This is a genomic window from Sinimarinibacterium flocculans, from assembly GCF_003201205.1.
Classification (GTDB): Bacteria; Pseudomonadota; Gammaproteobacteria; order Nevskiales; family Nevskiaceae; genus Solimonas; species Solimonas flocculans.
The window spans coordinates 97,874-121,588 of record NZ_QICN01000007.1 but is presented as its reverse complement, the minus strand read 5'-3'; the positions used below and the strand labels follow the sequence as shown (position 1 = coordinate 121,588).

General features: G+C 69.1%; 24 protein-coding genes. 14 read left to right on the top strand and 10 right to left on the bottom strand.

Annotated features, from left to right (window positions below):
• A complete protein-coding gene (gene folB / locus C8D93_RS13280; protein WP_110265683.1) occupies positions 1-372 on the top strand; it encodes a dihydroneopterin aldolase in 372 nt (123 codons plus the stop codon).
• Positions 373-508: 136 nt separating this feature from the next.
• Here the strand turns inward: folB and gmhB are convergent, their stop codons facing one another.
• Positions 509-1,072: a D-glycero-beta-D-manno-heptose 1,7-bisphosphate 7-phosphatase gene (gene gmhB / locus C8D93_RS13275; protein ID WP_110265682.1), complete on the bottom strand. Its 564-nt coding sequence runs from the start codon at positions 1,070-1,072 to the stop codon at positions 509-511.
• Positions 1,073-1,097: 25 nt separating this feature from the next.
• Complete coding sequence (glyS, locus tag C8D93_RS13270) at positions 1,098-3,149, bottom strand: glycine--tRNA ligase subunit beta (protein ID WP_110265681.1); 2,052 nt, start codon at positions 3,147-3,149, stop codon at positions 1,098-1,100.
• A 188-nt stretch (positions 3,150-3,337) separates the two neighbouring features.
• Here glyS and katG point away from each other — a divergent pair, with 188 nt between their 5' ends.
• Both katG and C8D93_RS13260 read left to right on the top strand, forming a co-directional pair.
• Entirely contained in the window at positions 3,338-5,509 is a 2,172-nt protein-coding gene (gene katG, locus C8D93_RS13265) for a catalase/peroxidase HPI (protein WP_110265680.1), read from the top strand.
• Positions 5,510-5,532: 23 nt separating this feature from the next.
• Positions 5,533-5,961: an organic hydroperoxide resistance protein gene (locus C8D93_RS13260; protein ID WP_110265679.1), complete on the top strand. Its 429-nt coding sequence runs from the start codon at positions 5,533-5,535 to the stop codon at positions 5,959-5,961.
• Positions 5,962-5,983: 22 nt separating this feature from the next.
• On the opposite strand, the gene C8D93_RS13255 is transcribed toward C8D93_RS13260, so the two are convergent.
• The 3 genes from C8D93_RS13255 to glyQ all read right to left on the bottom strand — a co-directional run bounded on the left by C8D93_RS13255 (position 5,984) and on the right by glyQ (position 9,044).
• A complete protein-coding gene (locus tag C8D93_RS13255; protein ID WP_146216600.1) occupies positions 5,984-7,369 on the bottom strand; it encodes an alkaline phosphatase PhoX in 1,386 nt (461 codons plus the stop codon).
• 98 nt (positions 7,370-7,467) lie between these two features.
• Positions 7,468-8,100, bottom strand: coding sequence for a glutathione S-transferase family protein (locus C8D93_RS13250; protein ID WP_110265677.1), 633 nt, complete (start codon positions 8,098-8,100; stop codon positions 7,468-7,470).
• 8 nt (positions 8,101-8,108) lie between these two features.
• Complete coding sequence (gene glyQ, locus C8D93_RS13245; protein WP_110265676.1) at positions 8,109-9,044, bottom strand: glycine--tRNA ligase subunit alpha; 936 nt, start codon at positions 9,042-9,044, stop codon at positions 8,109-8,111.
• Between the two features lie 87 nt (positions 9,045-9,131).
• On the opposite strand from glyQ, the gene can reads away from it, so the two are divergent.
• The 5 genes from can (at position 9,132) to ntrC (ending at position 14,740) form a co-directional block, all read left to right on the top strand.
• Positions 9,132-9,782: a carbonate dehydratase gene (gene can, locus C8D93_RS13240; RefSeq protein ID WP_110265675.1), complete on the top strand. Its 651-nt coding sequence runs from the start codon at positions 9,132-9,134 to the stop codon at positions 9,780-9,782.
• A 155-nt stretch (positions 9,783-9,937) separates the two neighbouring features.
• Positions 9,938-11,347 carry a glutamate--ammonia ligase gene (gene glnA / locus C8D93_RS13235; protein ID WP_110265674.1) on the top strand — a complete coding sequence of 470 codons (1,410 nt, stop codon included), beginning with the start codon at positions 9,938-9,940 and terminating at the stop codon, positions 11,345-11,347.
• Between the two features lie 260 nt (positions 11,348-11,607).
• A complete protein-coding gene (locus tag C8D93_RS13230; protein ID WP_110265673.1) occupies positions 11,608-12,105 on the top strand; it encodes a DUF4124 domain-containing protein in 498 nt (165 codons plus the stop codon).
• Positions 12,106-12,212: 107 nt separating this feature from the next.
• Positions 12,213-13,280 carry a nitrogen regulation protein NR(II) gene (glnL, locus tag C8D93_RS13225; protein WP_110265672.1) on the top strand — a complete coding sequence of 356 codons (1,068 nt, stop codon included), beginning with the start codon at positions 12,213-12,215 and terminating at the stop codon, positions 13,278-13,280.
• Positions 13,277-14,740 carry a nitrogen regulation protein NR(I) gene (ntrC, locus tag C8D93_RS13220; RefSeq protein ID WP_110265671.1) on the top strand — a complete coding sequence of 488 codons (1,464 nt, stop codon included), beginning with the start codon at positions 13,277-13,279 and terminating at the stop codon, positions 14,738-14,740. Before glnL ends, ntrC begins: the two co-directional genes overlap by 4 nt.
• A 354-nt stretch (positions 14,741-15,094) precedes the next feature.
• Here the strand turns inward: ntrC and C8D93_RS13215 are convergent, their stop codons facing one another.
• A complete protein-coding gene (locus C8D93_RS13215) occupies positions 15,095-15,514 on the bottom strand; it encodes an MAPEG family protein (RefSeq protein WP_211307340.1) in 420 nt (139 codons plus the stop codon).
• A 16-nt stretch (positions 15,515-15,530) separates the two neighbouring features.
• Complete coding sequence (locus C8D93_RS13210) at positions 15,531-16,361, bottom strand: helix-turn-helix domain-containing protein (RefSeq protein WP_211307339.1); 831 nt, start codon at positions 16,359-16,361, stop codon at positions 15,531-15,533.
• 118 nt (positions 16,362-16,479) lie between these two features.
• On the opposite strand from C8D93_RS13210, the gene C8D93_RS13205 reads away from it, so the two are divergent.
• The 4 genes from C8D93_RS13205 to C8D93_RS13190 all read left to right on the top strand — a co-directional run bounded on the left by C8D93_RS13205 (position 16,480) and on the right by C8D93_RS13190 (position 18,719).
• The gene (locus tag C8D93_RS13205) at positions 16,480-16,803 is read left to right on the top strand and encodes a DUF2834 domain-containing protein (RefSeq protein ID WP_110265799.1); all 324 of its coding nucleotides are present in this window, start codon (positions 16,480-16,482) and stop codon (positions 16,801-16,803) included.
• Entirely contained in the window at positions 16,803-17,183 is a 381-nt protein-coding gene (locus tag C8D93_RS13200) for a phosphopantetheine adenylyltransferase (protein ID WP_110265668.1), read from the top strand. The genes C8D93_RS13205 and C8D93_RS13200 overlap by 1 nt, the downstream gene beginning before the upstream one ends.
• Positions 17,184-17,202: 19 nt before the next feature.
• Complete coding sequence (locus tag C8D93_RS13195) at positions 17,203-18,054, top strand: alpha/beta hydrolase family protein (RefSeq protein WP_110265667.1); 852 nt, start codon at positions 17,203-17,205, stop codon at positions 18,052-18,054.
• A 71-nt stretch (positions 18,055-18,125) separates the two neighbouring features.
• Positions 18,126-18,719 carry a hypothetical protein gene (locus C8D93_RS13190; RefSeq protein ID WP_146216599.1) on the top strand — a complete coding sequence of 198 codons (594 nt, stop codon included), beginning with the start codon at positions 18,126-18,128 and terminating at the stop codon, positions 18,717-18,719.
• A gap of 8 nt (positions 18,720-18,727) precedes the next feature.
• On the opposite strand, the gene C8D93_RS13185 is transcribed toward C8D93_RS13190, so the two are convergent.
• Complete coding sequence (locus C8D93_RS13185) at positions 18,728-19,582, bottom strand: tetratricopeptide repeat protein (protein ID WP_110265665.1); 855 nt, start codon at positions 19,580-19,582, stop codon at positions 18,728-18,730.
• Between the two features lie 111 nt (positions 19,583-19,693).
• Here C8D93_RS13185 and C8D93_RS13180 point away from each other — a divergent pair, with 111 nt between their 5' ends.
• On the top strand, positions 19,694-20,137 hold the full coding sequence (locus C8D93_RS13180; RefSeq protein ID WP_110265664.1) for a protein tyrosine phosphatase family protein: 444 nt from the start codon (positions 19,694-19,696) through the stop codon (positions 20,135-20,137).
• 52 nt (positions 20,138-20,189) lie between these two features.
• Here the strand turns inward: C8D93_RS13180 and C8D93_RS13175 are convergent, their stop codons facing one another.
• On the bottom strand, positions 20,190-20,912 hold the full coding sequence (locus tag C8D93_RS13175; protein WP_110265663.1) for a glycerophosphodiester phosphodiesterase: 723 nt from the start codon (positions 20,910-20,912) through the stop codon (positions 20,190-20,192).
• Positions 20,913-20,945: 33 nt separating this feature from the next.
• Entirely contained in the window at positions 20,946-22,400 is a 1,455-nt protein-coding gene (gene pyk, locus C8D93_RS13170) for a pyruvate kinase (RefSeq protein WP_110265662.1), read from the bottom strand.
• 108 nt (positions 22,401-22,508) lie between these two features.
• Between pyk and purT the strand changes: the two genes are divergently transcribed.
• Positions 22,509-23,702 carry a formate-dependent phosphoribosylglycinamide formyltransferase gene (gene purT, locus C8D93_RS13165; protein ID WP_110265661.1) on the top strand — a complete coding sequence of 398 codons (1,194 nt, stop codon included), beginning with the start codon at positions 22,509-22,511 and terminating at the stop codon, positions 23,700-23,702.
• Positions 23,703-23,715 lie beyond the last annotated feature (13 nt).

The following is a 23,715-nucleotide window of genomic DNA, read 5'->3' as shown; positions in this document are numbered from 1 at the left end:
ATGGACACTATTTTCATCCGCGGGCTGCGTGTCGAAACCGTCATCGGCGTTCATGCCTGGGAGCGGCAGCTCGAGCGGCCGCTGGTGTTCGATCTGGAACTCGGCGCGGATACGCGCGAAGCCGCGTCCAGCGACCGCGTGCGCGATGCCGTCGACTACGCGGCCGTGGCCGAAACCGTCACGCGGATCGCGAAGACCTTGCAGCCGGCGCTGCTGGAGACCCTGGCCGAACGCCTCGCGCGGCAGCTGTTCGAGGACTTTCCGATCCAGCGCCTGCGTCTGGTCATCGACAAGCCCGGCGCGGTGCCGGACGTGAAGCAGGTGGGGGTGGCGATCGAACGCGTGCGCGAGGACTTCTCGGCCTGTGGGTGAGGCGGGGCTTTCCGGTTCGTCCGGCGGACGAACCGGCCGCTGAACGCCCGGCCATGGATGGTCGGGCCGGGGTTAGATGAAGAGAACATGGCTGCGCCATGGATGGCCACGGCGCGTGACAGGTCGAGGTGCGTGCTTACGAGATCTGCGGCAAGGCCTGTTGTGCGGCGATCAGCGCGCCGGCGTAGGCGGCGAGATCGTCGTAGACCGCCACGCCCCGCAACTCGGCCTGGTGCCGGGTTTCGGTCCGTCGGCCGTTGCCGGTGCGCACCAGGATCGGCTGCGCCCGGGCGGCGCGCGCGGCCTCGATGTCCCGCCAGGAATCGCCCACGAACGGAATCAGGTCCGCACTCACGTTCAGGCGCCGCGCCAGATCCAGCAGCATGCCGGGCGCCGGCTTGCGCATCGCCGTAGGTGCGTCCGGATGGTCCGGCGCGAAGGCGATGCCGTCGATGCGTCCCCCGAGTTCGGCGAGCTGCTGCTGCAGGCGGTCGTGGATGCTGCTGAACGCGTCGTAGTCGAACAGCCCCTGCCCGAGCCCCGACTGGTTGGTGGCGACGAAGACGCGAAAGCCCGACTGGCACAGCCGCGCGATCGCTTCCAGGCTGCCGGGAACCGGACGCCACTCGGCCAACGACTTGATGTAGTCCGGCGAGTCCTCGTTGATGACGCCATCGCGGTCGAGAATCACGATCTTCATGTCGCGACTCTAGCGCGCCGTGAGTTCAGCCGGGCAGGCAGGACAGATCGGCCACCGAGCGGCACAGGCGATCGAGTCGCGCCAGCAGCGCCAAGCGGTTGCTGCGGACCGCGGCATCGGGATCGTTGACCATCACGCCGTCGAAGAATGCGTCGACCGGTTCGCGCAGGGCGGCCAGATGGATCAGCCGTGCGCCGTAGTCGGGGGTGGCCGCGTTGAGTGTTTCGAGCTCGCCGAGCTTCGAGAACAGTGCGTGTTCGGCGTCGTGCGCGAACTTCGCCGGGTCGACGCTGCCGGCACTGTCGCCGGCCTGCTTGAGAATGTTGCGGATGCGCTTGTTCGCGGCGGCGAGGTTGGGCGCCGCGGCATCGGCGACGAAGTCGCGCACGGCAGCCAGGCGGCGCTGGAAATCCAGCGGCTGTTCGACCTGCATCGCGCGGACCGACTCGAACATCTCCGCGGTGATGTCGCCGCCGACGAGGTAGGCGCGCAGCCGCTCCATCACGAACTCGACCAGCTCGTCGAGCGTGGCGGCGTCACGCTTGCCGGCGGGCTGCGCATCGAGCGCGGCCTTGAGCAGGGCGCGCAGGTCGAGCGGCAGTTCGGCCTCCAGGCAGATGCGCAGCACGCCCAGAGCCGCGCGGCGCAGGGCGTAGGGGTCCTTGCTCGCCGTCGGCTTCTGGCCGATGGCGAAGATGCCGGCGAGGCTGTCGAGCTTGTCGGCAAGCGCGAGGATGCGGCCGGCCGGCGTCGACGGCACCGGCGTGCCCTGCTGGGTCGGCAGGTAATGCTCGCGGATGGCCTGTGCCACGTCGGGGGATTTGCCGGACTTCGCGGCGTAGTAGCCGCCCATCAGTCCCTGCAGTTCCGGGAACTCGTAGACCATCTTGGTGACGAGGTCGGCCTTGCACAGCGTTGCGGCGCGCTCGACGGTGGCGCGGTCGGTGCCCAGCTCGCCGGCGATCGTCGATGACAGCGCACGGATGCGGCCGGCCTTGTCGCCGATGCTGCCGAGGTCCTTCTGGAAGGTGACGCTGTCGAGGTTCTCCACGTACGCCGATAACGGCTGCTTGAGATCCTGCTGCCAGAAGAACAGCGCGTCGGCGAGGCGCGGTCGCACGACGCGTTCGTTGCCCGCGATCACCTGCGCGACATCGCGCGACTCGATGTTCGACAGCGTGATGAAGGCGTGCGTCAGCCGCGTCTGTTGCGCGTCCTCGAACACAGTGAAATAGCGCTGGTTGGTCTCGACGGTGGCGACGATCACCTCCGGCGGCAGTTCGAGGAAGCGCGGCTCGAAATGCCCGGTGATCGCCACCGGCCACTCGACCAGTGCGGTGACTTCGTCGAGCAGATCTTCGGTGATGCGCACATGCCCGCCGAGGGTGCGTGCCTCGTTCTCAATCTGGCGGCGGCATTCACGCTTGCGGACAGCCGGATCAGCCAGTACCCGGGCGGCGCGCAGGGACGCTTCGTAGCCTGCGGGCGCATCCAGCGTGATGGCGGCAGGCGCATGGAAGCGGTGGCCGTAGGTGAGCCGGCCGGCGGTCAGCCCGAACCGCGCCAGCGGCACGACCTCGTCGCCCAGCAGGCAGGTCAGCCACTGCACCGGGCGCACAAAGGTTTCGTCGCCCGCGCCCCAGCGCATGCGCTTGGGCACCAGGGCATCCATCGCCTTGAGCGTGTCCTCGAAGATCTCCGGCAACAGGTCGGCGGTCGTGCGGCCGGGCGCCTGCCTGACGAAGTGCAGCTTGCCGTCCTTCTCGCCGAGTGCCGCGAACTCGACCCCGCAGGAGCGGGCGAATCCCAGCGCGGCCGGCGTCGGCTGGCCGTCCTTGAGCGCAGCGGCCAGCGCCGGGCCGAGGCGTTCGAGGGTCTGGTCGGGCTGGCGCTCGGGAACGGCGTCGATCAGCACGGCGATGCGCCGCGGCGTCGCGAACAGCCGCGCCGTCCCGCCCGTGAGTCCGCGCTTGTCCAGGCCGCCGGCGACGCCATCGCGCAAGGCTTCGGCGAGCGGCATGACGTAGCGGGCCGGCAGGTCTTCGGTGCCGATTTCGAGCAGCAGATCGCGGGACATGTGCGGACAGCAGGCGGGTCACAAAGGGCGCGTAGTGTCCGGGATCGCTGGCGATTTCGCCAACCATGCGCAGCGGCAAACAACAGCCGCAGCCTATCGATCGGTAACGAACAATCAATTTCAACAATGAAACCGGCAGGCGTAGAGTGCCGTACTGCACCCGAGCCACCCACCAGGAGGAGCCGCTCATGTCCAACGAAGCGAAGTGTCCCTTTCACGCCGGTACCGGCGGCGGTACGTCCAACCGCGAGTGGTGGCCGAAGCAGCTGCGCGTCGACCTGCTGCGCCAGCATTCCTCGAAGTCCGATCCGATGGGCGCCGGGTTCGACTACGCCGAGGCATTCAACAGTCTCGACTACGCGGCGCTGAAGAAGGATCTGCACGCGCTGATGACGGACTCGCAGGACTGGTGGCCGGCGGATTTCGGCCACTACGGGCCGCAGTTCATCCGCATGGCCTGGCACTCGGCGGGCACCTACCGCACCGGCGACGGCCGCGGCGGCGGCGGTCGCGGGCAGCAGCGGTTCGCGCCGCTCAACAGCTGGCCGGACAACGCCAACATCGACAAGTCGCGCCGCCTGCTGTGGCCGATCAAGCAGAAGTACGGCAACAAGATCTCGTGGGCCGATCTGATGATCCTGGCCGGCAACGTCGCGCTCGAATCGATGGGCTGCAAGACGATCGGCTTCGGCGGCGGCCGCGCCGACACCTGGGAGCCGGATCAGGACGTCTACTGGGGGCGCGAGAGCACCTGGCTGGACGACCAGCGCTACACCGGCGACCGCGAGCTGGAGAATCCGTTGGCGGCGGTGCAGATGGGCCTGATCTACGTCAACCCGGAAGGGCCCAACGGCAACCCCGACCCGGTGGCCGCGGCGCGCGACATCCGCGAGACCTTCGCCCGCATGGCGATGAACGACGAGGAGACGGTGGCGCTGATCGCCGGCGGCCACACCTTCGGCAAGGCGCACGGCGCCGGCGACACGGCGCTGGTCGGCGCCGCGCCCGAAGGCGCGGAACTGGAGGAGCAGGGCTTCGGCTGGACCAGCACGCACGGCAGCGGCATGGGTGCCGACACCATCACCGGCGGGCCGGAAGTCACGTGGACGACCACCCCGTCGAAGTGGGGCCACGACTTCTTCAAGCATCTGTTCGCCTATGAGTGGGAGCTGACCAAGAGTCCCGCCGGCGCGCACCAGTGGGTCGCGAAGAACGCCGACGCGATCATTCCGGACGCGCACGATCCGTCGAAGAGGCTCAAGCCGATGATGCTGACGACCGATTTGTCGCTGCGCTTCGATCCGGCCTACGAGAAGATCTCGCGGCGCTTCCTCGAACACCCGGACCAGTTCGCCGATGCCTTCGCGCGTGCCTGGTTCAAGCTGACCCATCGCGACATGGGGCCGCGCGCCCGCTATCTCGGGCCGGAAGTGCCGGCGGAGAGCTTCCTCTGGCAGGACCCGGTGCCGGCCGTCGATCACCCGCTGGTCGACGACAAGGACGTCGCCGCGCTCAAGCAGAAGATCCAGGCGTCGGGCCTGTCGGTGTCCGAGCTGGTGTCGACGGCCTGGGCCTCGGCCTCCACGTTCCGCGGATCGGACAAGCGCGGCGGCGCCAATGGCGCGCGGATCCGGCTCGCGCCGCAGAAGGACTGGGCGGTCAACCAGCCGGCGCAACTGGCCAAGGTGCTCGGGGCGCTGGAGCAGGTCCGCACCGACTTCAACGGTGCGCAGCCGGGCGGCAAGAAGATTTCGCTGGCCGACCTGATCGTGCTGGCCGGCGGCGTCGGCATCGAGCAGGCGGCGAAGAAGGCCGGACACGACGTGACCGTCCCGTTCACGCCGGGCCGCACCGACGCGACCGCCGAGCAGACGGACGCCGAGTCCTTCGCGCCATTGGAGCCGGTCGCCGACGGCTTCCGCAACTACCTCAAGGCGCCGTACGCAGTGCCGGCCGAAGCGCTGCTGATCGACAAGGCGCAGCTGCTGACGCTGACCGCGCCCGAGATGACGGTGCTGGTCGGCGGGCTGCGCGTGCTCGGCGCCAACGTCGACGGCGCGGGCCACGGCGTGCTGACGCGGCGGCCCGGTGCGCTGACCAACGACTTCTTCGTCAATCTGCTCGACATGCGCACGAAGTGGAAGCCTGCGTCCACCGACGGCCTCTACGAAGGCGTGGAGCGCGCCACCGGCAAGCCGCGCTGGACCGGCACGCGGGTCGACCTGGTGTTCGGGTCGAACTCGGAGCTGCGCGCAGTGGCGGAGGTCTATGCTGCGGCCGACGCGGGCGGCAAGTTCGTCGACGACTTCGTCGCCGCGTGGACCAGGGTGATGAATCTCGACCGCTACGATCTGGCCTGAAACGGCCGCGAAGGAGAAACGACATGGCAGTCAAAGTGCTCTACACCGCCCACGCGGTCGCCAGTGGCGGCCGCAACGGCCACACCGAGTCGCGCGACGGCATCGTCAAGGCCGACCTGTCGGTGCCCAAGGCCATGGGCGGGCCCGGCAAGCCGGGCACGACGACGCCGGAAGATCTGTTTGCCGCCGGCTATGCGGCCTGCTTCGGCGGCGCCGTCGACTTTCTCGCCGGCAAGATGCAGCTCAAGCCCAGCTCGGTCGAGATCGAGGTTGCCGTGGGCATCGGCACCGACGACACCGGCTTCGGCCTGACGGCCGACATCACCGCGTGGATCGGCGGGCTGGATCAGGCGGACGCCGACAGGCTCGTCGCGGCCGCGCACGAGTTCTGCCCGTACTCCAAGGCCACGCGCGGCAATATCGCGCATGGCCTGAAGGTGGTGGTCGTCTGAGGCGCGACGCTCGCTGGCCGGTTCAGGCGCCGGCCAGCGGGCGCGTCACACGTACCGCGAACGGCATCGTGATCTCGAAGGTGATGCCGTTGCCGCTCGCGCCGTTGCGGCCGTTGCGCTGTGCGCTGCAGTAGAAGCGGCGGCCGTCCGGCGAGAACGCCGGGCCGGTGACCTCCGAACCGCCGGTCTCGTCCGGCAGGCGCAGCAGCGGAACGACCGTGCGATCCGGCAGCAGCACCATCGCGCGCATGTCGCCGCCGTCCTCGACGACGATCATCTCGCCGTCGTCGGTCATGCACAGGTTGTCGACGCCCTGCAGCGGCGGTTCGTTCGGGTCGACCGGCGAGCCGATCGGCTGCGACTCCGGCGAGTAGATGCTCTCGATCGTGTTGCCGATCGTGTCGATCGCCCAGATGTTGTTGTCGCCTTTCGACGAGAAGAACACGAAGCCCTTGAGAAACCAGACGCCCTCGTTGCCGGAGAAGATCGTCGTTTCCGGCAGGTAGACCTGGCGCTGCGGCCGCCCGTCGTTGACGACATCGACCCAGCGGATCGGTGCCGGCCCGTTGCGTGCGGCTTCGACACCACCCTCGACGACGAGCGCCTGCAGCACGCCATCGTTGAAGGCGGGGCGGCCGCCGGCCGGCCAGTCGGTTTCGGTGAAGACATTGCGGTAGAAGCGGTCGTCGCCGCCGAAATCCTCGGTGTGGTAGATCGCGCGGCCGGCGACATCGATCGCGACCTGTTCATGGCCGAAGCGGCCGAACAGGTCGAGCCGCCGCCCGTCCGGATTCGTCCCCAGCGGGTCGCACTCGAACATGTAGCCGTCGGCGATCTCTTCGCCGCAGATCCAGGTGCCCCAGGGTGTCGCGGTGCCCGAGCAGTTCGTCGTGGTGTCGTGCAGGATCGTGTAGGCGTCGACCAGCGTGCCGTCGGCCGCGAAGCGCAACGCGCTCGCGCCGCCGCGCAGCAGGCCCAGGGCGGCGACCGTCTCGCGCGACAGGATCGGCTGCAAGGGGTCGATCAGCCCGCCGCTGGTGGCGTCGCGAACCTCCGCATTGGACACGTACAGCCAGCCACCGTCGGCCAGCGCGAAGCTGCCGGCGCCGTCGGGATCGCGGTGCCACACGAAGCTGCTGCCCGGCACCGGGGCCTCGCCGGCGACGGCGACGACACGCGACGTGAAGCCGGCCGGCAATTGGATGCCGTTGGCATCCGGCGCCTGCAGCGGGCCGATGTCGGCGAAGCGGCTGCGGCCGGGCGCCGCCACCGAATTCAGCGGCGAGCTGCTGCCGCAGGCGCTGAGCCACGATGCCGTCGAGACGCTGCCGGCGGCAAACAGCAGGTTGCGCAGGAAGTCGCGGCGCGAATGGCCGGAGCGGATCGCCTGGGCGAGCAAGGGATTCATGCGTCGGTCCTGGGTGGGAAGCGGTGGATGCGAAAGCATACCGATCGCCGATACCGCGATGATGACGTCACGCCGCGGCAGTCGGCTGCGTGCGTCTTCTACGTCGATTGCGGGGCTGCGAACGGCAGGCGGATCTCGCGAAACGCCGGCAGGGCCTCGCAGCGCGCGACGCGACGCATCAGCGCCGGCCGACGGGAGGCATCGAGCGCCAGCGCGTCGGTGAGAAAGGTGGTGACGCAGGCAATGGTGATGTCGACCTGCGTCATGCGTCCACCGACGAACCATTCGCCGCCGTGCGTCGCGGCGTCGCGCTCCAGTTCGTCGAGCGCCGCATCGCTCTGGCTGCGGCAGCGTGCGACCCAGCCGGCGTGACGCTTTTCGGGCGGGCGGAATGCCTGCTCGTAGAGTTGCAGCACGCCTTTCTCGGCGCCGCCGATGGCGATGGCCATCAGCTTGAGTGCGCGGCGGCGTTCGGGGCCTGCAGCGGGCAGCAGCGCGCGCTCCGGCGTGGCGCATTCATCGAGGTAGTCCAGGATCACGGACGATTCGATCAGCGTTTCGCCGTCGTCGAGCACCAGCGTCGGCACGCGGCCGAGCGGGTTGTAGTGACGGATCGCGTCGAAGTCCCGGCCGACCGACCAGTTGCGGTGTTCGAACGGCAGACCGAGCAGCCGCATGCTGATCGCCACGCGGCGCACGAACGGCGAATCGAACATGCCGATGAGGATCACGGCCGGTCCTACGCTGCCCTGGCTGTATCCGGCAGCATCGGGAATCCCAGCGCCTCGCGGGCCTTGAAGTAGGCCTCGGCGCAGGCGCGCGCCATCGTGCGCACGCGCAGGATGTAGGCCTGGCGCTCGGTGACGCTGATCGCGCCGCGGGCGTCGAGCAGGTTGAAGGCATGCGAGGCCTGGATGGTGCGTTCGTAGGCCGGCAGCGGCAGCGGCGTGGCCAGCGCGAGCAGGTGCTGGCACTCGGCCTCGGCCTTGTCGAAGCGCGCGAACAGGGTGGCGACGTCGGCGTGCTCGAAGTTGTAGGTCGACTGTTCGACCTCGTTCTGGTGGTAGACGTCGCCGTAGGTGACGATGCGCTCACCCCCTTCCGGCGAACGGTGCCTGGACCAGACCAGGTCGTAGACCGATTCCTTCTTCTGGATGTACATCGCCAGGCGTTCGAGCCCGTAGGTGATCTCGCCGGCGACCGGCCGGCATTCTAGGCCGCCGACCTGCTGGAAGTAGGTGAACTGGGTGACTTCCATGCCGTTGAGCCAGACCTCCCAGCCGAGCCCCCAGGCACCGAGCGTCGGCGACTCCCAGTTGTCCTCGACGAAACGGATGTCGTGCGTCAGCGGATCGAAGCCGAGCATGCGCAGCGAATCCAGATACAGCGCCTGGATGTTCGGCGGCGAGGGCTTCATCAGCACCTGGAACTGGTAGTAGTGCTGCAGCCGGTTCGGGTTGTCGCCGTAGCGGCCGTCGGTCGGGCGGCGGCTGGGCTGCACGTAGGCGGTGTTCCAGGGCTCGGGTCCGAGCGCGCGCAGGAAGGTGGCCCAGTGAAAGGTGCCGGCGCCCATCTCCATGTCCATCGGCTGCACGATCGTGCAGCCATGCCCGGCCCAGAAGGCCTGCAGCTTGAGGATCAGGTCCTGGAAGGAAAGGGGTTCCTGTGAAGTCATGGCGCGGCGCACCCGAAGCGGGCGCGGAGTATAGCAACGGGTACCGGTCCTCCCGATCGCAGAGTGTTTGTTTATAGTGCCGACGCCATGAACCGACTCGACCATCTTTTCGAACAGAACGCGACCTGGGCCGCCGAGCGCGTCGCCGAGGACCCCGAATTCTTCCGTCGCCTCGCCGACGGGCAGCGTCCGCAGTACCTGTGGATCGGTTGTGCCGATTCGCGGGTGCCGGCGAACCAGCTCCTCGGCCTGCCGCCGGGCGAGGTGTTCGTCCATCGCAACATCGCCAACGTCGTCGTTCACACCGACTTCAACTGCCTGTCGGTGATGCAGTTCGCGGTCGAAGTGCTCAAGGTCCGGCACATCCTCGTCGTCGGCCACTACGGTTGCTCGGGTGTGCATGCCGCGCTGCATGCGACGCGGATCGGCGTCGCCGACAACTGGCTGCGGCACATCCGCGATGTCGCCGACCGTCATCGGGAGCGTCTGGACCGCGTGGCCGACGATGGCGACCGGCACGACCGGCTGTGCGAACTCAACGTCGTCGAGCAGGTGCTGCACGTGTGCCAGACCACGGTCGTCGAGGACGCCTGGGCACGCGGGCAGTCGCTGTCGGTCCACGGCTGGGTCTACGGTCTGCAGGATGGCCGGCTGCGCGACCTCGGGCTGACGATGACCGGGCCGGACAATGTGCTGGCCGCCTACCAGACGGCCTGCGACGGCATCCTGAGCGCCTGAGGCGCCGCGTCCTGGGCTAGGATACGCAGCCCCACCGCCTGAGCGATTCCGTGGTCCGCGCCCCAGAGCATGGCATGGATCATGCTTCATTTTGGCGCACGCTGAGCGGGGGTGGCCCGCAGCGAACCCACCACGTTATTCCTTAGGAGAAGCCCATGTCGGGTAATGATGTCCTGAAGATGATCAAGGAAAAGGAAGTCAAGTACGTCGACTTCCGTTTCTGCGACACGCGCGGCAAAGAGCAGCACGTGACCGTCCCTTCGCACACCATCGACGAGGACGTTTTCACGTCCGGCAAGATGTTCGATGGCTCTTCGATCGCGGGCTGGAAGGGCATCAACGAGTCCGACATGATCCTGCTGCCGGAAGCCGGCACCGCGTTCATCGATCCGTTCTTCGAAGAGAGCACGCTGGTCATCAGCTGCGACGTCATCGAGCCGTCGACCGGTGAGGGCTACACGCGCGATCCGCGCTCGCTGGCCAAGCGCGCCGAGGCCTATCTGAAGTCCACCGGCATCGCCGACACCGCCTACTTCGGCCCCGAGAACGAATTCTTCATCTTCGACTCGGTGCGCTGGGGCGCCGACATGTCGGGTTGCTACGTCAACATCGATTCGAGCGAAGCCGCGTGGAACTCCGGCCGCGACTACGCCGAAGGCAACACGGGCCACCGTCCGGGCGTCAAGGGCGGCTACTTCCCGGTGCCGCCGGTCGACTCGCTGCAGGACGTGCGCTCGGCGATGTGCACCACGCTCGAAGCGGTCGGCATGCCGACCGAAGTGCATCACCACGAAGTCGCCACTGCCGGCCAGTGCGAGATCGGCGTCAAGTTCGGCGAGCTGACCAAGAAGGCCGACGAGGTCCTCAAGCTCAAGTACGTGGTGCAGAACGTCGCGCACCAGTACGGCAAGACCGCCACCTTCATGCCCAAGCCGATCGTCGGCGACAACGGCAACGGCATGCACGTGCATCAGTCGCTGGCGCTCGGCGGCAAGAACCTGTTCTCCGGCGACAAGTACGGCGGCCTGTCGGAGACCGCGCTGTTCTACATCGGCGGCATCCTCAAGCACGCCAAGGCGATCAATGCCTTCACCAACCCGGGCACCAACAGCTACAAGCGCCTGGTGCCGGGCTTCGAGGCGCCGGTCATGCTGGCGTACTCGGCGCGCAACCGTTCGGCGTCGATCCGTATCCCGTACGTGTCGAACCCGAAGGGCCGCCGCATCGAGGTGCGCTTCCCGGACTCGCTGGCCAACCCGTACTTCGCCTTCGCCGCAATGATGATGGCGGGCCTCGACGGCATCCAGAACAAGATCCATCCGGGCGACCCGTCGGACAAGGATCTCTACCACCTGCCGCCGGAAGAGGACAAGAAGATTCCGCGCGTCTGCCACAGCCTCGACATGGCGCTGGAAGCCCTCGACAAGGATCGCGAGTTCCTCAAGGCCGGCGGCGTGTTCAGCGACGACCTGATCGATGCCTACATCGAGCTGAAGATGCAGGAAGTCACGCGTTTCCGCATGACCACGCATCCGATCGAGTTCGATCTGTACTATTCGATGTAATCGCTGGTGCTTTCGAGTTGCATGGAAACCCCGCTTCGGCGGGGTTTCTCTTTTGCCGTCCTTGGCGCAACGCCGCGCCAGTGAGCGAGCCCCTGGGCGGCGTTTGCTCACCTCCTCGTGACATTGAGTCACGACTCGCCACGGCAAACGCTCCACGGCCACCCGTTCGCCGGCGCGAAGCGGCGCTTCGCGAAAGCCCCGGCTCACCCGCTTCGGCGGGGTTTCTTTTTTCAGGTGCGTGGAGATCCTATGCTGCACGCATGAGAGTCCTGATCGCGCTCGTCCTGCTGTGGTCCGGCGTCGCCGCGGCCGACGACGTCTATCGCCACGTCGGACCGGACGGGGTGGTGCGTTACACCGACAAGCCGCCGGACAAGCATGCGCGGCCGATCCAGCTCGAACCGCTGTCGGGGCCCTTGCCGGCGACCAGGGCGCGGCGCCGCTTCTATTCGGCCGCCGCACTGCGCGCCGCGGCGCGCTTCGCGGTGAGCATCGAGTCGCCGACCCCCGGGCAGGTGCTGCGCACCGGCTCGCGCATGGTGGCAGCCGCCAGCGTGATGCCCGGGCTGGTCGACGGTTTCGCCTTGCGCTACCTGCTCGACGGCCGCGCGATCGTCGCGGCGCCGACCGACGAGCTGAGCATCCTGCTGCCGGATCTCGCGCCCGGCGACTACCGGCTGTCCGTCGCCGTGCTCGACGGCCAGGGGCGTGAACTGGCGCGTTCCGAGGAGATGACGTTCCGAGTGGCCGCCCCATAAAGGTGCAGTTGCGCCAGCTTGATGCGCACCGAGTTGGTGCATCAAAGCGGCGAATGGTCTAGCCTGCCCGGGCGGGCGCGTGGCCTGCATCTTGCGTCGGCGGGAACATGAAACTGGTGCCCAGAAGCCGGGTGACGGCCGAGGAGGTTCTCGACGGCCTGACCATGGCCATCGTCACCGTGGACGACGGCCTGCGGGTCACGACACTCAACTCGGCCTGCGAGAGCCTGTTCGGCATCTCCCGGCGCATGGCACTGGGCGCGTCGCTGATCGATGCGATTCCCCACCTCAAGCCCTACGAGGACCGCCTGCGCAGCGCGCAGGCCTCGGCGACCGGCTTCATCGAGCGCGAGACCGAGCTGCGCCGCAACGGCGACCCGGCGGTCACGGTGGACTGGACGGTCACGCCGTTCGCCGGCGGTCGCAAGCCGGGCCTGCTGATCGAGCTGCAGTCGCTCGACCGTCATCTGCGTATCGCCCGCGACGAGCAGCTGCTGGCGCACTTCGATGCCAGCCGCGAGCTGATCCGCGGTCTCGCCCACGAGATCAAGAACCCGCTGGGCGGCATCCGCGGTGCGGCGCAGCTGATGGAGCGCGAGTACCCCGACGACGGGCATCGCGAGTACACGCGCGTGATCATCCGCGAGGCGGACCGTCTGCAGAACCTGGTCAACCGCATGCTCGGCCCGAACCGGCTGCCGCAGAAGGCGGCGCTGAACGTGCACGAGGTGCTCGAGCACGTCCGCAGCCTGGTGCAGGCCGAGGCGCAGGCGGACGTCGCGGTGCTGCGCGACTACGACCCCAGCATCCCCGAACTCACCGCGGATCGCGAGCAGCTGATCCAGGCGGTGCTGAACATCGTGCGCAACGCGTTGCAGGCGGTCGAGGCCGACGGTCACATCGTGCTGCGCACCCGCACCCGCCGCCAGTTCACGATCGGCGCCGTGCGCCACAAGCTGGTGGTGCAGATCGACATCGAGGACGACGGGCCCGGCATCCCGCCGTCGATGGCCGAGAAGATCTTCTACCCGATGGTCACGACCCGGGCCGAAGGCACCGGGCTTGGCCTGCCGATTGCACAGTATCTGGTGCACAGCCACGGAGGGCTGATCGAATGCCGGAGTCGGCCGGGCAGCACCATTTTCACTCTTTTCATGCCCCTGGAATCCTCATGAGCGCGCTTGCTGTCTGGATCGTGGACGACGACGAGTCGATCCGCTGGGTGCTGGAGAAGTCGCTCAAGCGCGAGGACATGCAGGTCACGAGCTTTCCGGGCGCGGCCGAGCTGCTCGACGCGCTCGACGACGAGCCGGCCCCGGACGTGCTGATCACCGACATCCGCATGCCCGGCGTCGACGGCCTGACGCTGATGGCGCGCGTGCGCGCGGCCCATCCGGAGCTGCCCGTCATCATCATGACGGCCCATTCGGACCTCGACGCCGCGGTGGCCGCCTACAAGGGCGGCGCCTTCGAGTACCTGCCCAAGCCCTTCGACGTCGACAGCGTGGCCGACCTGGTCCGCCGCGCGGCGAAGAAGCGCGAAGCCTTCGACGAGCCGCCGCCCGAGCAGAGCGCGACGATGATCGGCGAAGCCCCTGCGATGCAGGATGTCTTCCGCGCCATCGGCCGGCTGTCGCAGTCGCACATCACCGTGCTGATCACCGGCGAGTCGGGCACCGGCAAGGAGCTGGTGGCGCGCGCGCTGCACGCCAACAGCCCGCGCGCCAACAAGCCGTTCCTCGCCATCAACACCGCCGCGATTCCCAAGGACCTGCTCGAAAGCGAGTTCTTCGGTCACGAGCGCGGCGCGTTCACCGGCGCAGCGATGCAGCGCAAGGGCCGCTTCGAGCAGGCCGACGGCGGCACGCTGTTCCTCGACGAGATCGGCGACATGCCGGCCGACCTGCAGACGCGCCTGCTGCGCGTGCTGCAGAACGGTGAGTTCTACCGCGTCGGCGGCGTTGCGCCGATCAAGGTCGACGTGCGCGTGATTGCCGCCACGCACCAGGACCTTGAGGAGCTCGTCCGCGAGGGGCGCTTCCGCGAGGACCTCTATCACCGCCTCAACGTCATCCGCATCCGCATTCCGGCGCTGCGCGAGCGCCCGGAGGACGTGCCGCAGCTCACGCGCCACTTCCTCGCGCGCGCCGCCGAGGAACTGCATGCCGAGCCCAAGCGGCTGTTGCCGGACGTGCTCAAGCGACTGCAGCACTTCGACTGGCCCGGCAACGTGCGCCAGCTCGAGAACATCTGCCGCTGGCTGACCGTCATGGCGCCGGGGCAGGACGTGCACCTTCAGGATCTGCCGCCGGAAGTGCAGACCCCGAGCACGACGGCGCCGGTGTCCGGCCCGGCCGAGGCCGCGCCTGTCGCGACGACGGCGGCCACGGTGGCGGCGGCGCCGCAGGACGGTGCCCGCTGGCACGAGCGGCTCGGCGAATGGGCCGCCGCGGAACTGGCCGCCGGTCGCAGCGACATTCTCGATGTGGCCGTGCCGCTGTTCGAGCGCACGATGATCGAAACCGCGCTCACCGCCACGCATGGCCAGCGTCAGGAAGCGGCGAAGCGACTGGGCTGGGGGCGCAATACGCTCACGCGCAAGATCAAGGAACTCGGCATGGGCGAGGGCGACTAGCCTGCGCATCCGCGTGCCGCAGGGCTGGGGTGAGCGTATTCGGTCGTGTGAACCGCCTCGCACGCGAGGCGGCGGGCTCACGCGCAAGTTCAAGGAACTCGGCATGGGCGAGGGCGACTAGCCTGCGCATCCGCGTACCGCAGGGCCGGGGTGAGCGTATTCGGTCGTGTGGACCGCCTCGCACGCGCGGCGGCGGGCTCACGCGCCATTTCAAGGAGCTCGGGATGGGCGAAGCGGATTAGGCGTACGTCCAGCGGACGTTCGCCCCGCTGAGCGTTCGGCTACGGATGGCCGGGCAGGGGGGAGTCAGGCGCGCGAGGTTGCGCCATGGACGGCCCGCACGTGCTTCTTGGACTACAGCGTGCGCAGGACATTCACCCCCATCCAGAACAGGCAGACGATGCCCGCCGCGTAAGCGATCGTCCGCCACGGCTGCCATTGCGCCAGATAGCAGACGGTGTGCACGGTGCGGGCGATCGTGAACGTGAGGAACAGCGGCATCGCCGCGGCGGGGCTGGCGCCGGTCATCACGTAGACGATGCCCAGTGCGAAGAACGGCGTGATGTTCTCCAGGTCGTTGCGCCAAGCGCGTGCGGCGCGCGACACCGCTTCGAGCTCTTCCGCGGCCGGCGCGGCGCCGACGAAGCCGGCATCCTCGGGATTGACGAAACGGCGCCGGCCGATGCGGTGCCAACCCTGCACCAGCGAGATCGCGAACATCTTCGCGAACAGCAGCACGCTGCACAGGGCCAACCAGTCGAGTGGGGTTTCCACATCCGGTCTCCGGGGTTCAGGTGCCGGCGAGCGCCCGGAGCAAGGCGGCGCTGCCGTCATCGGCGGGGAAGAAGCTTTCCACGCGCAGGTCGTCCGCAGTGACGTCCTGCGGCGTGCCGAAGGTAGTCATCATCGTGAACAGGCGCAGGTCGATGCCGTTGATGCGGTAGTGCATCGGCAGCACCGGCAGGCGGCTGGCTTCCAGATCGATGTGGCGTAGCTTCGACGGCAGGCCGGGGTAGCGCAGCACCTCGTCGAGCACGTCCTGCACTTCCGGATGTTCCAGGGCCTCGCGCGCGGTACGCGCGAGAAACGGCGGCGCGATCTCCTCGAGGTTGGCGATCAGCGGACACAGGCCCTCCGGGTGGAAGGTCATCTTCAGCACATTGCGTGGCCCGTCGCCGCAGACGGCACGCCAGCGCGCCTCCGGATCGCCGGGGATCGCGAGCACGCGGCCCATCGCTGGGTTGGCGCTGACCAGATTCCAGGCGCGGTCGACGACGATCGCCGGGTAGGGTTCGTGATGGCTGAGCAGCAGGTCCAGCGCGGTCTGCACCGGCTGCATGTCCGCCGCCTCGAGCCGGCGCTGCGGGTAGAGGCCGGCGTAGCCGGCGCTCTGCAGCAGGCGGTTGCGCTCGCGCAGTGGCAGGTCGAGCGCGACCGCGAGTTGCACGACCATCTCGCGGCTCGGACGCGCGCGGCCGGACTCGAGAAAACTCAGGTGGCGCTGCGAGACCTCGGCGTTGAGCGCGAGATCGAGCTGCGACAGACGCCGTGCGCGGCGGCAGTCGCGCAGCATGCGGCCGAAGGGCGCTTCGTCGGAGTGGGTGGGACTCGCGGTCTGCATGCCGGCCATTGTTGCAGACGCGCGCGGCGAATCGATTACCTCCCGCGTAATTGTCCGCATGCGCCGCGCCGGGCACCTTGGCGCCGCCTCGATTGCAGGCTTGACCACGGAGTCCGTCATGAATCGCACTGTTGCCCTTGTCGTCCTCGGCCTGATCACGCTCGACTTCGCCGCGCTGACCGTCTACTCGATGATGGAGTACGGCTACGTCGGCCTGTTCGAGTACCAGTTCGCCTCCAGCGCCGGCTGGCAGGTGCTCGCCGATCTGGTCATCGTCTGCACGCTGGCGATGGCCTGGATGATCGCGGATGCGCGTCGCAGCGGCCGCACCGTCTGGCCGTACCTGCTGCTGACGGTGTTCGGCGGCTCCTTCGGCCCGCTGCTCTACCTGCTGGTCGGCCTGATGAGCAGCCGTCCGGCCGCGCGGCCGGTGCTTGCCTGATGGAAATCCTTGCGCGTGCCGTGCTGGTCGTCGCCGGGCTGGCGCATCTGCTGCCCGCCGTCGGCCTGCGCGGCGCGCCGCAACTCGAGAAGCTCTACGGCATCGCCATCGCGCAGCCCGAGCTGTTGTTGCTGATGCGGCACCGCGCGCTGCTGTTCGGCCTGCTCGGCGCCGGGCTGATCGCCGCGGCATTCTGGCCGCCCCTGCGTACGGCGATGCTGCTCGCCGGTCTGGTCAGCACCGCGGGGTACTGTGTCCTGGCCTTTGCCGAACCGGCGCTGGCCGCGCCGTTGCGGCGCGTCGCCTGGATCGACGTGCCGATTGCCGCGGCCCTGCTGCTGCTCCTGCTGGCACGGCTGCGCACCCCCATCGCATACTGAAAGCTCCCGAGGACCGACGATGGCCTTCGACCCTTCGCCCCTGCGAATCACCTGCGACGACGGTATCGAGCTGGCGGCCAGCCGCTTCTGCGGCGGCGCCCGGGCGGCGATGCTGATCGCGCCGGCGCTCGGCGTTCCGCGACGTTTCTACGACCGCTATGCGCAGTTCTTCGCCGGCCACGGCTACGACGTGCTCAGCATCGACTACCGCGGCGTCGGCGAGTCGGCAGGGGCGGAGCGCGGCGCGGGCCTGCGGCTCGCGGACTCCGGGCGGCTGGACCTGGACGCGGCCCTGCGCTGGCTGTGGGAACACTCGCCGGCGCAGCAGCGCGTCTTCGTCGGGCACAGTCTCGGCGGTCAGCTGCCGGGACTCACGCCGCAGAGCGAAAGTCTGGCGGCGATGATCGCGATCGGCGCGTCATGCCCCGATCCGCGCCTGTATCCGATCGTGCCGCGGCTGCGCATGCGCCTGCTGTGGCGCGTGCTGGTGCCCCTGCTCAGCCGCGGCCGCGAACAGTTTCCGGCGCGGCGCATCGGCTTCTCGTCGATCGACGTGCCCAGCGGTCCGATGCGCGACTGGGCGCGCTGGGGCCTGTCGCCCGGATATCTCTTCGATCCGCGGCACGGCCTGGACACGCAGCGCTACGCGACGCTCGCCATGCCCCTGCTGGCCTATTCCTTCGCCGACGACGACTACGCGGTGCGGCCTGCCGTCGAGGCGCTGCTGGCGCGCTACCCCGCGGCCCGCACCGATCATCGCCACATCGGCCGCCCGCGCGAAGGGCGCATCGGACACTTCGGCTACTTCCACCCGCGCATGCGCGACAGCCTCTGGACGGACACCCTGCGCTGGCTCGACACCGCGCTGTAGCCAAACCGTCACCGGGCGACAACATTCGGGGCGCATGTTCATCCGCTTCGATGGCGGATCATGGCGACGACATGCGGCAGGGACTGCGAAGGGTGGGGTTGGCGGTGCTGGCGGGAACGCTCGCCGGCTGCGCGGTCGACGGTGGCTGGATGGGCGCCGGCGACGAAGCGGAGTACGAGCAGGCCCATGCAGCCGGCCAGCTTGCCGCGCCGCGCGACAACCGCTTCTACGTCGAAGTCCACGGCGACGACCGCATCCAGGTCTTCGCCGACGCCGCGGAATACGAGCGCTTCCGCTGGACCGGCCGCATCGAGCGGGCCGTGACCGCGGTCGGCGCCGGCACGCCGGGGCAGACGGTGCAGTACGCGCTGAACCCGGTCGAGGCGCGCGAGCAGGAGCGGCGCGTGGGTTACCAGGGGGCGGCGCAGCAGATGTACGACGGCCGGCTCGGCGGGCATGCCGACCGCTTCTACGGCGAGATCCACAGCGACGGCCGCATCTACGTGTTCTCCGACTGGGCCACGCTGCAGGCATTCCGCCACGACGGCCGCGTCACTGCCACCGAGACCTTCGCCGCGCTGGGGCCCGAGCAGCAGACGGTGATCGTCGCCGGACCGCCCGAGGCGACGCTCGCGCGCTTTCGCGCGGTCCATCGCCTGCGCTGAGAGACCGGTCAGAGGACGTCGTAGAGGCGCAGGCGGTACTCGCGGGTGCGCTCGTCGCCGGAACCGAGCCAGTCGAAGAGGTCGATCAGCCGCTTGCGTGCGGCATCCTCGTTGAACTTGCGGTCGGCGCGCACGGCATCGATCAGGCTGTCCATCGCCGCTTCGATCTGCCCCTCCGACAGCCGGCGCGCCGCCTCGACGTAGGGCGCCTTCGCCGGCGAGGCCTCGAGGTCGTCCGCCGAGAGCTGCATGAACGCCAGCACGCGCTGCATCGCCTGCGCGTCGTCGTGCTCGCGCGTGCCGGGCGGAATCTGCGCGATCAGCCCCAGCGCGGACTGCGGGTCCTCGAGCAGCAGCAGCCGCGCGAGCCGCAGCGGCACGCCCGGCGGCGACTGCGGGTCCTGCAGCGCCTGCATCAGCAGGGCGCGCGCATCTTCGACGTGTCCCTGCGCAAGCAGCGCATCGGCCTCGGCGACGACGTCCACCGGCGGTGGCGGCAGCATCTGTTCCAGCCACTGCTCGATCGTCGATTGCGGCTGGACACCGGTGAATTCGTCGACGACACGTCCGCCGATGATCAGCTTGACGTTGGGGATGCTGCGCACGCCGGCGCGCTGCGCCCACTGCTGGTGTCGCTCGGTGTCGACCTTGGCGAGCACCACGCGGCCGGCGAAGCGCCGCACCGCGGCCTCGATCATCGGCGTGAGCTGCTTGCACGGTCCGCACCAGTCGGCCCAGAAGTCGACCAGCACGGGAATCTGCTGCGAACGCTCGATGACTTCGCGTGCGAAGTCGGTGACGTCGATGATCTCCGCGCTCGCGGAACCGGCACCGGGTGCGGCGCCGAAAAGGGTTTCGGCCATGGTCGGGGAGCAGGTTGGCAGACCGGTATTGCAGCATGAAACCGCCCGCGATCCCAAGGTCGGCGCCGCGCGCGATAATCGGCAGCCCCGTCATCCGGAGCCCCGACGACCATGAGCACCCCGATCCAGCTCGACATCCCGTTCTTCGCCGCGCCGTCCGCGCAGGTCCTGACCGGCGGCAAGACCAGTGCCGAGGCGCTCAGGCGCGCGCAAGAGCAGGGACTCGCCAAGGTCGTCAACCTGTGTCCGCACAGCGAGGACCTCGGCTTCGACGAACCCGCGCTGGCCGCCGAGCTGGGCCTGGCCTACGAGAACATCCCCATCGCCGGCGGCGGCGATCTGACGCGCGAGAACGCACAGCGGCTCGCGCAGGCCGTAGCGGACGCCGGCGGTCCGGTGCTGGTGCACTGCATGAGCAGCAACCGCGTCGGCGCACTGTTCGCGCTCAAGGCCCACTGGCTCGACGGCAAGAGCATCGACGACGCGCTGGCCGAGGGCCGCGCGCACGGCCTCAAGGCCATGGAAGCCGGCGTGCGGCAGTTGCTCGAGCGCTGAGCACTGCGCCCCATCGTCTGCGAACGCCGGGCCGCGGCAGGCCGGGCGTTCGCTACGTCGCGGGTCCGGCGACGGCCAGCGCCCGCTCGGGATAGTCCGAGAACACGCCGTCCACGCCCATCTGCCGCAGCGCCCACAGCTCGGCCTCGTCGTTGACCGTGTAGACGTAGAGCCGCAGCCCGCGTTCGTGGGCGTCGGCGATCAGGCGTGCATCGACGAACTCGCCGGAGATGTTCAGCGTCTGCGCCCCGAGTTCGGCAGCCAGGCCGGCCCAGTCCAGCGGCACCCCGCAGTACAGCGCACCCAGCGGCACCTCCGGCAGCAGCTGCTTGAACTCCCACAGTTCGGGCAGGTGGAACGACGAGACCAGGAAGCGATCCGCCGGCCAGCCGTCGGCGATGTAGTCGCGCAGGCAGGCGGCGACGGCGGCGGCGCAGCCGTTCCAGGACTTCAGTTCCACATTGACGCCGACGCGCTGCTCGATGAGGTCGAGCGCCTCCGGCAGCGTCGGAATGATCTCGCCGCCGCCGGCATCGAGCCGGCGCAGGCTGTCGGCGCTATGGGCGTGCAGCGGCCCGCGGCCGTTGGTGGTGCGGTCGAGCGTGAGGTCGTGCATCAGCCAGAGTTCGCCGTCGTGATGCTGCACGTCGAACTCGACCCAGTCCGCGCCGAGGCGGATCGCCGTATCGATCGACAGCAGGGTGTTTTCCGGCGCGTGGCCGCGCGCGCCGCGGTGGCCGATGACGGTGAAGCGGGGAAGCGGCTCGGTGGTCATGGCGTCTCCCGGGGGAAACCGTGTCCGCCCAGCTTACGCCGATTGGTCCGCCGCGCCGTCGGGTTCGATCTGGATGATCTTCATCGTGTTGGTGCCGCCGGTTCCGGCACCGTCGCCCTTGGTCAGCAGCACGCGGTCGCCGGCGGCCAGCGCGCCGCGGTAGCGCAGCGAGTCGATGGCCTCGCGGATCTGCGTCGGGCCGCCGAACTCGCTGGGCGTGAACGCCACCGGGTAGACGCCGCGGCACAGGGCCATGCGCCGGCGCGTCTTCTCGTGCCGGGTCAGCGCGTAGATCGGGATGGCGGTGCCGGTGCGCGACGCCATCTGCGCGGTGGCGCCGGACTCGGTCAGCGCGACGATCGCGCGCGCCTGCATCTGCAGCGCCGCCCAGGCCGTGGCCATCGCGATCGCCTCGTCGGTGCGCTGGAAGTGCAGGGTGCTGCGGCGGGTGTCGCGCTGCGGCAGGTTCTGCATGCTCGACTCGGCGCCCAGGCAGACGCGCGCCATCGCCTGCACGGTCTTGACCGGATACTTGCCGGCCGCGGTCTCGGCCGACAGCATCACCGCGTCAGTGCCGTCCATGACCGCGTTGGCCACGTCGAGCACCTCGGCGCGCGTCGGGATCGGGTTGGTGATCATCGACTCCATCATCTGCGTCGCCGTGATCGCCAGCTTGTTCTGCTCGCGGGTCTCGGCAATGATCCGCTTCTGCCAGCCCGGCAGCTCGGCATCGCCGATCTCCACGCCGAGATCGCCGCGCGCCACCATCACCACGTCGCTGGCCGCGACCAGTTCGCGCAGTGCGCCCAGCGCCTCGGCGCGCTCGATCTTGGCGACCAGCGCGGCGTCGCTGCCGGCATCGCGCACCAGTTGGCGCGCCAGTTCCATGTCCGCCGCCGAGCGCGGGAACGACACGGCGACGAAATCGACGTCGATCGCCGCGGCGGTGCGGATGTCGGCGCGGTCCTTGTCCGTCAGCGCCGAGGCCGACAGGCCGCCGCCCTGCTTGTTGATGCCCTTGCGGTTCGACAGCACGCCGCCGACCAGCACCGTGCACTCGATGCGCGTGTCGTCGATGCGCTCGACGCGCAGCGCGATCGCGCCGTCGTTGAGCAGCAGGGTGTCGCCGGCGCTGACGTCCTGCGGCAGTTCCTTGTAGGCGCAGCCGACCACGGAGGCGTCGCCGGCATTGGCGCCCAGGGCGGTGTCGAGCGTGAATCGAGCGTTCTCGCGCAGCTCGACCGGCCCGTCGGCGAAGGACTCGATGCGGATCTTCGGCCCCTGCAGGTCGGCGAGAATGCCCACGTCCACGCCCAGCTCCAGGGCCGCCTTGCGCACGCGCTCGGCGCGGCGCTGGTGATCCTCGGCGCTGCCGTGCGAGAAATTGAGCCGGACGACGTCGACTCCGGCGGCAATCATGCGCTTGAGCGTGTCGGGATCGTCGGTCGCGGGGCCGAGGGTGGCCAGAATCTTCGTGCGGCGTTGCATGGGCGTTCCTTGAGTCCGATCATTCTATGCCGCGCCACGTTGCACCGGATGGCGTGGAATCCCTCATTCAGGGGTCCGTAGCGGACCTCTCGTCCGGAATCTGAAGCGATGACCCCGATCGGCACCCCGCTGTCCGCCAACGCCACGCGCCTGCTGCTGCTCGGCAGCGGCGAACTGGGCAAGGAAGTCGTGATCGAGGCGCAGCGTCTCGGCATCGAGTGCATCGCCGTCGACCGCTACGCGGATGCGCCGGCGATGCAGGTCGCGCACCGCAGCCACGTGATCGCCATGCTCGACGGCGCCGAGTTGCGCCGCGTCGTCGAGCTGGAAAAGCCGCACTTCATCGTCCCCGAGATCGAGGCGATCCACACGCCGACGCTGCTGGCGCTCGAAGCCGAGGGCTACACCGTGATTCCGACGGCGCGCGCGGCGCGCCTGACGATGGACCGCGAGGGCATCCGCCGTCTCGCTGCCGAGGAACTGCGGCTGCCGACCTCGCGCTACCGCTTCGCCGGCACGCTCGACGAGTACCGCGCGGCCATCGCCGAGATCGGCCTGCCGTGCGTGGTCAAGCCGGTGATGTCGTCGTCCGGCAAGGGCCAGTCGACGGTGAAGACCGAGGCGGACGTGCAGAAGGCCTGGGACTACGCCCAGTCCGGCGGCAGGGCGGGCGCGGGGCGCGTGATCGTCGAGGGTTTCGTCGACTTCGACTACGAGATCACATTGCTGACCGTGCGCCACGCCGGCAGCAAAGGTGCCGTGACCACGAGCTTCTGCGAGCCCATCGGCCATCTGCAGATCGACGGCGACTACCGCGAGTCCTGGCAGCCGCACCCGATGAGCGGCACCGCGCTGGCGGCCTCGCAGCGCATCGCGCGCGAGATCACCGGGGCGCTCGGCGGGCGTGGCCTGTTCGGCGTCGAGCTGTTCATCAGGGGCGACGAGGCGATCTTCTCCGAGGTCTCGCCGCGCCCTCACGATACCGGCCTGGTCACGCTGATCTCGCAGGACCTGTCCGAGTTCGCGCTGCACGTACGCGCGATCCTGGGTCTGCCGGTCCCGGCGATCCAGCAGCACGGGCCCGCGGCGTCCTGCGCCATCCTGCTCGAAGGCGATCGCAAGGCACCGCAGTTCGACGGTGTCGCCGCCGCGCTGACCGAGCCCGACACCGCGCTGCGCCTGTTCGGCAAGCCGGAGATCGTCGGCCGCCGCCGCATGGGCGTGGCGCTGGCGCTGGGCGCGTCGGTCGATGCCGCCCGCGCGCGGGCGCGCACGGCCGCCGCTGCCGTCGGCGCGCGCTGAGCGCCATCCGCGC

Coding starts and splice junctions, on each gene's coding strand:
- folB (WP_110265683.1), top strand. CDS start 1: ATGGACACTATTTTCATCCGCGGGCTGCGTGTCGAAACCGTCATCGGC.
- gmhB (WP_110265682.1), bottom strand. CDS start 1,072: ATGAAGATCGTGATTCTCGACCGCGATGGCGTCATCAACGAGGACTCG.
- glyS (WP_110265681.1), bottom strand. CDS start 3,149: ATGTCCCGCGATCTGCTGCTCGAAATCGGCACCGAAGACCTGCCGGCC.
- katG (WP_110265680.1), top strand. CDS start 3,338: ATGTCCAACGAAGCGAAGTGTCCCTTTCACGCCGGTACCGGCGGCGGT.
- C8D93_RS13260 (WP_110265679.1), top strand. CDS start 5,533: ATGGCAGTCAAAGTGCTCTACACCGCCCACGCGGTCGCCAGTGGCGGC.
- C8D93_RS13255 (WP_146216600.1), bottom strand. CDS start 7,369: ATGAATCCCTTGCTCGCCCAGGCGATCCGCTCCGGCCATTCGCGCCGC.
- glyQ (WP_110265676.1), bottom strand. CDS start 9,044: ATGACTTCACAGGAACCCCTTTCCTTCCAGGACCTGATCCTCAAGCTG.
- can (WP_110265675.1), top strand. CDS start 9,132: ATGAACCGACTCGACCATCTTTTCGAACAGAACGCGACCTGGGCCGCC.
- glnA (WP_110265674.1), top strand. CDS start 9,938: ATGTCGGGTAATGATGTCCTGAAGATGATCAAGGAAAAGGAAGTCAAG.
- C8D93_RS13230 (WP_110265673.1), top strand. CDS start 11,608: ATGAGAGTCCTGATCGCGCTCGTCCTGCTGTGGTCCGGCGTCGCCGCG.
- glnL (WP_110265672.1), top strand. CDS start 12,213: ATGAAACTGGTGCCCAGAAGCCGGGTGACGGCCGAGGAGGTTCTCGAC.
- ntrC (WP_110265671.1), top strand. CDS start 13,277: ATGAGCGCGCTTGCTGTCTGGATCGTGGACGACGACGAGTCGATCCGC.
- C8D93_RS13210 (WP_211307339.1), bottom strand. CDS start 16,361: ATGCAGACCGCGAGTCCCACCCACTCCGACGAAGCGCCCTTCGGCCGC.
- C8D93_RS13205 (WP_110265799.1), top strand. CDS start 16,480: ATGAATCGCACTGTTGCCCTTGTCGTCCTCGGCCTGATCACGCTCGAC.
- C8D93_RS13200 (WP_110265668.1), top strand. CDS start 16,803: ATGGAAATCCTTGCGCGTGCCGTGCTGGTCGTCGCCGGGCTGGCGCAT.
- C8D93_RS13195 (WP_110265667.1), top strand. CDS start 17,203: ATGGCCTTCGACCCTTCGCCCCTGCGAATCACCTGCGACGACGGTATC.
- C8D93_RS13190 (WP_146216599.1), top strand. CDS start 18,126: ATGCGGCAGGGACTGCGAAGGGTGGGGTTGGCGGTGCTGGCGGGAACG.
- C8D93_RS13185 (WP_110265665.1), bottom strand. CDS start 19,582: ATGGCCGAAACCCTTTTCGGCGCCGCACCCGGTGCCGGTTCCGCGAGC.
- C8D93_RS13180 (WP_110265664.1), top strand. CDS start 19,694: ATGAGCACCCCGATCCAGCTCGACATCCCGTTCTTCGCCGCGCCGTCC.
- C8D93_RS13175 (WP_110265663.1), bottom strand. CDS start 20,912: ATGACCACCGAGCCGCTTCCCCGCTTCACCGTCATCGGCCACCGCGGC.
- pyk (WP_110265662.1), bottom strand. CDS start 22,400: ATGCAACGCCGCACGAAGATTCTGGCCACCCTCGGCCCCGCGACCGAC.
- purT (WP_110265661.1), top strand. CDS start 22,509: ATGACCCCGATCGGCACCCCGCTGTCCGCCAACGCCACGCGCCTGCTG.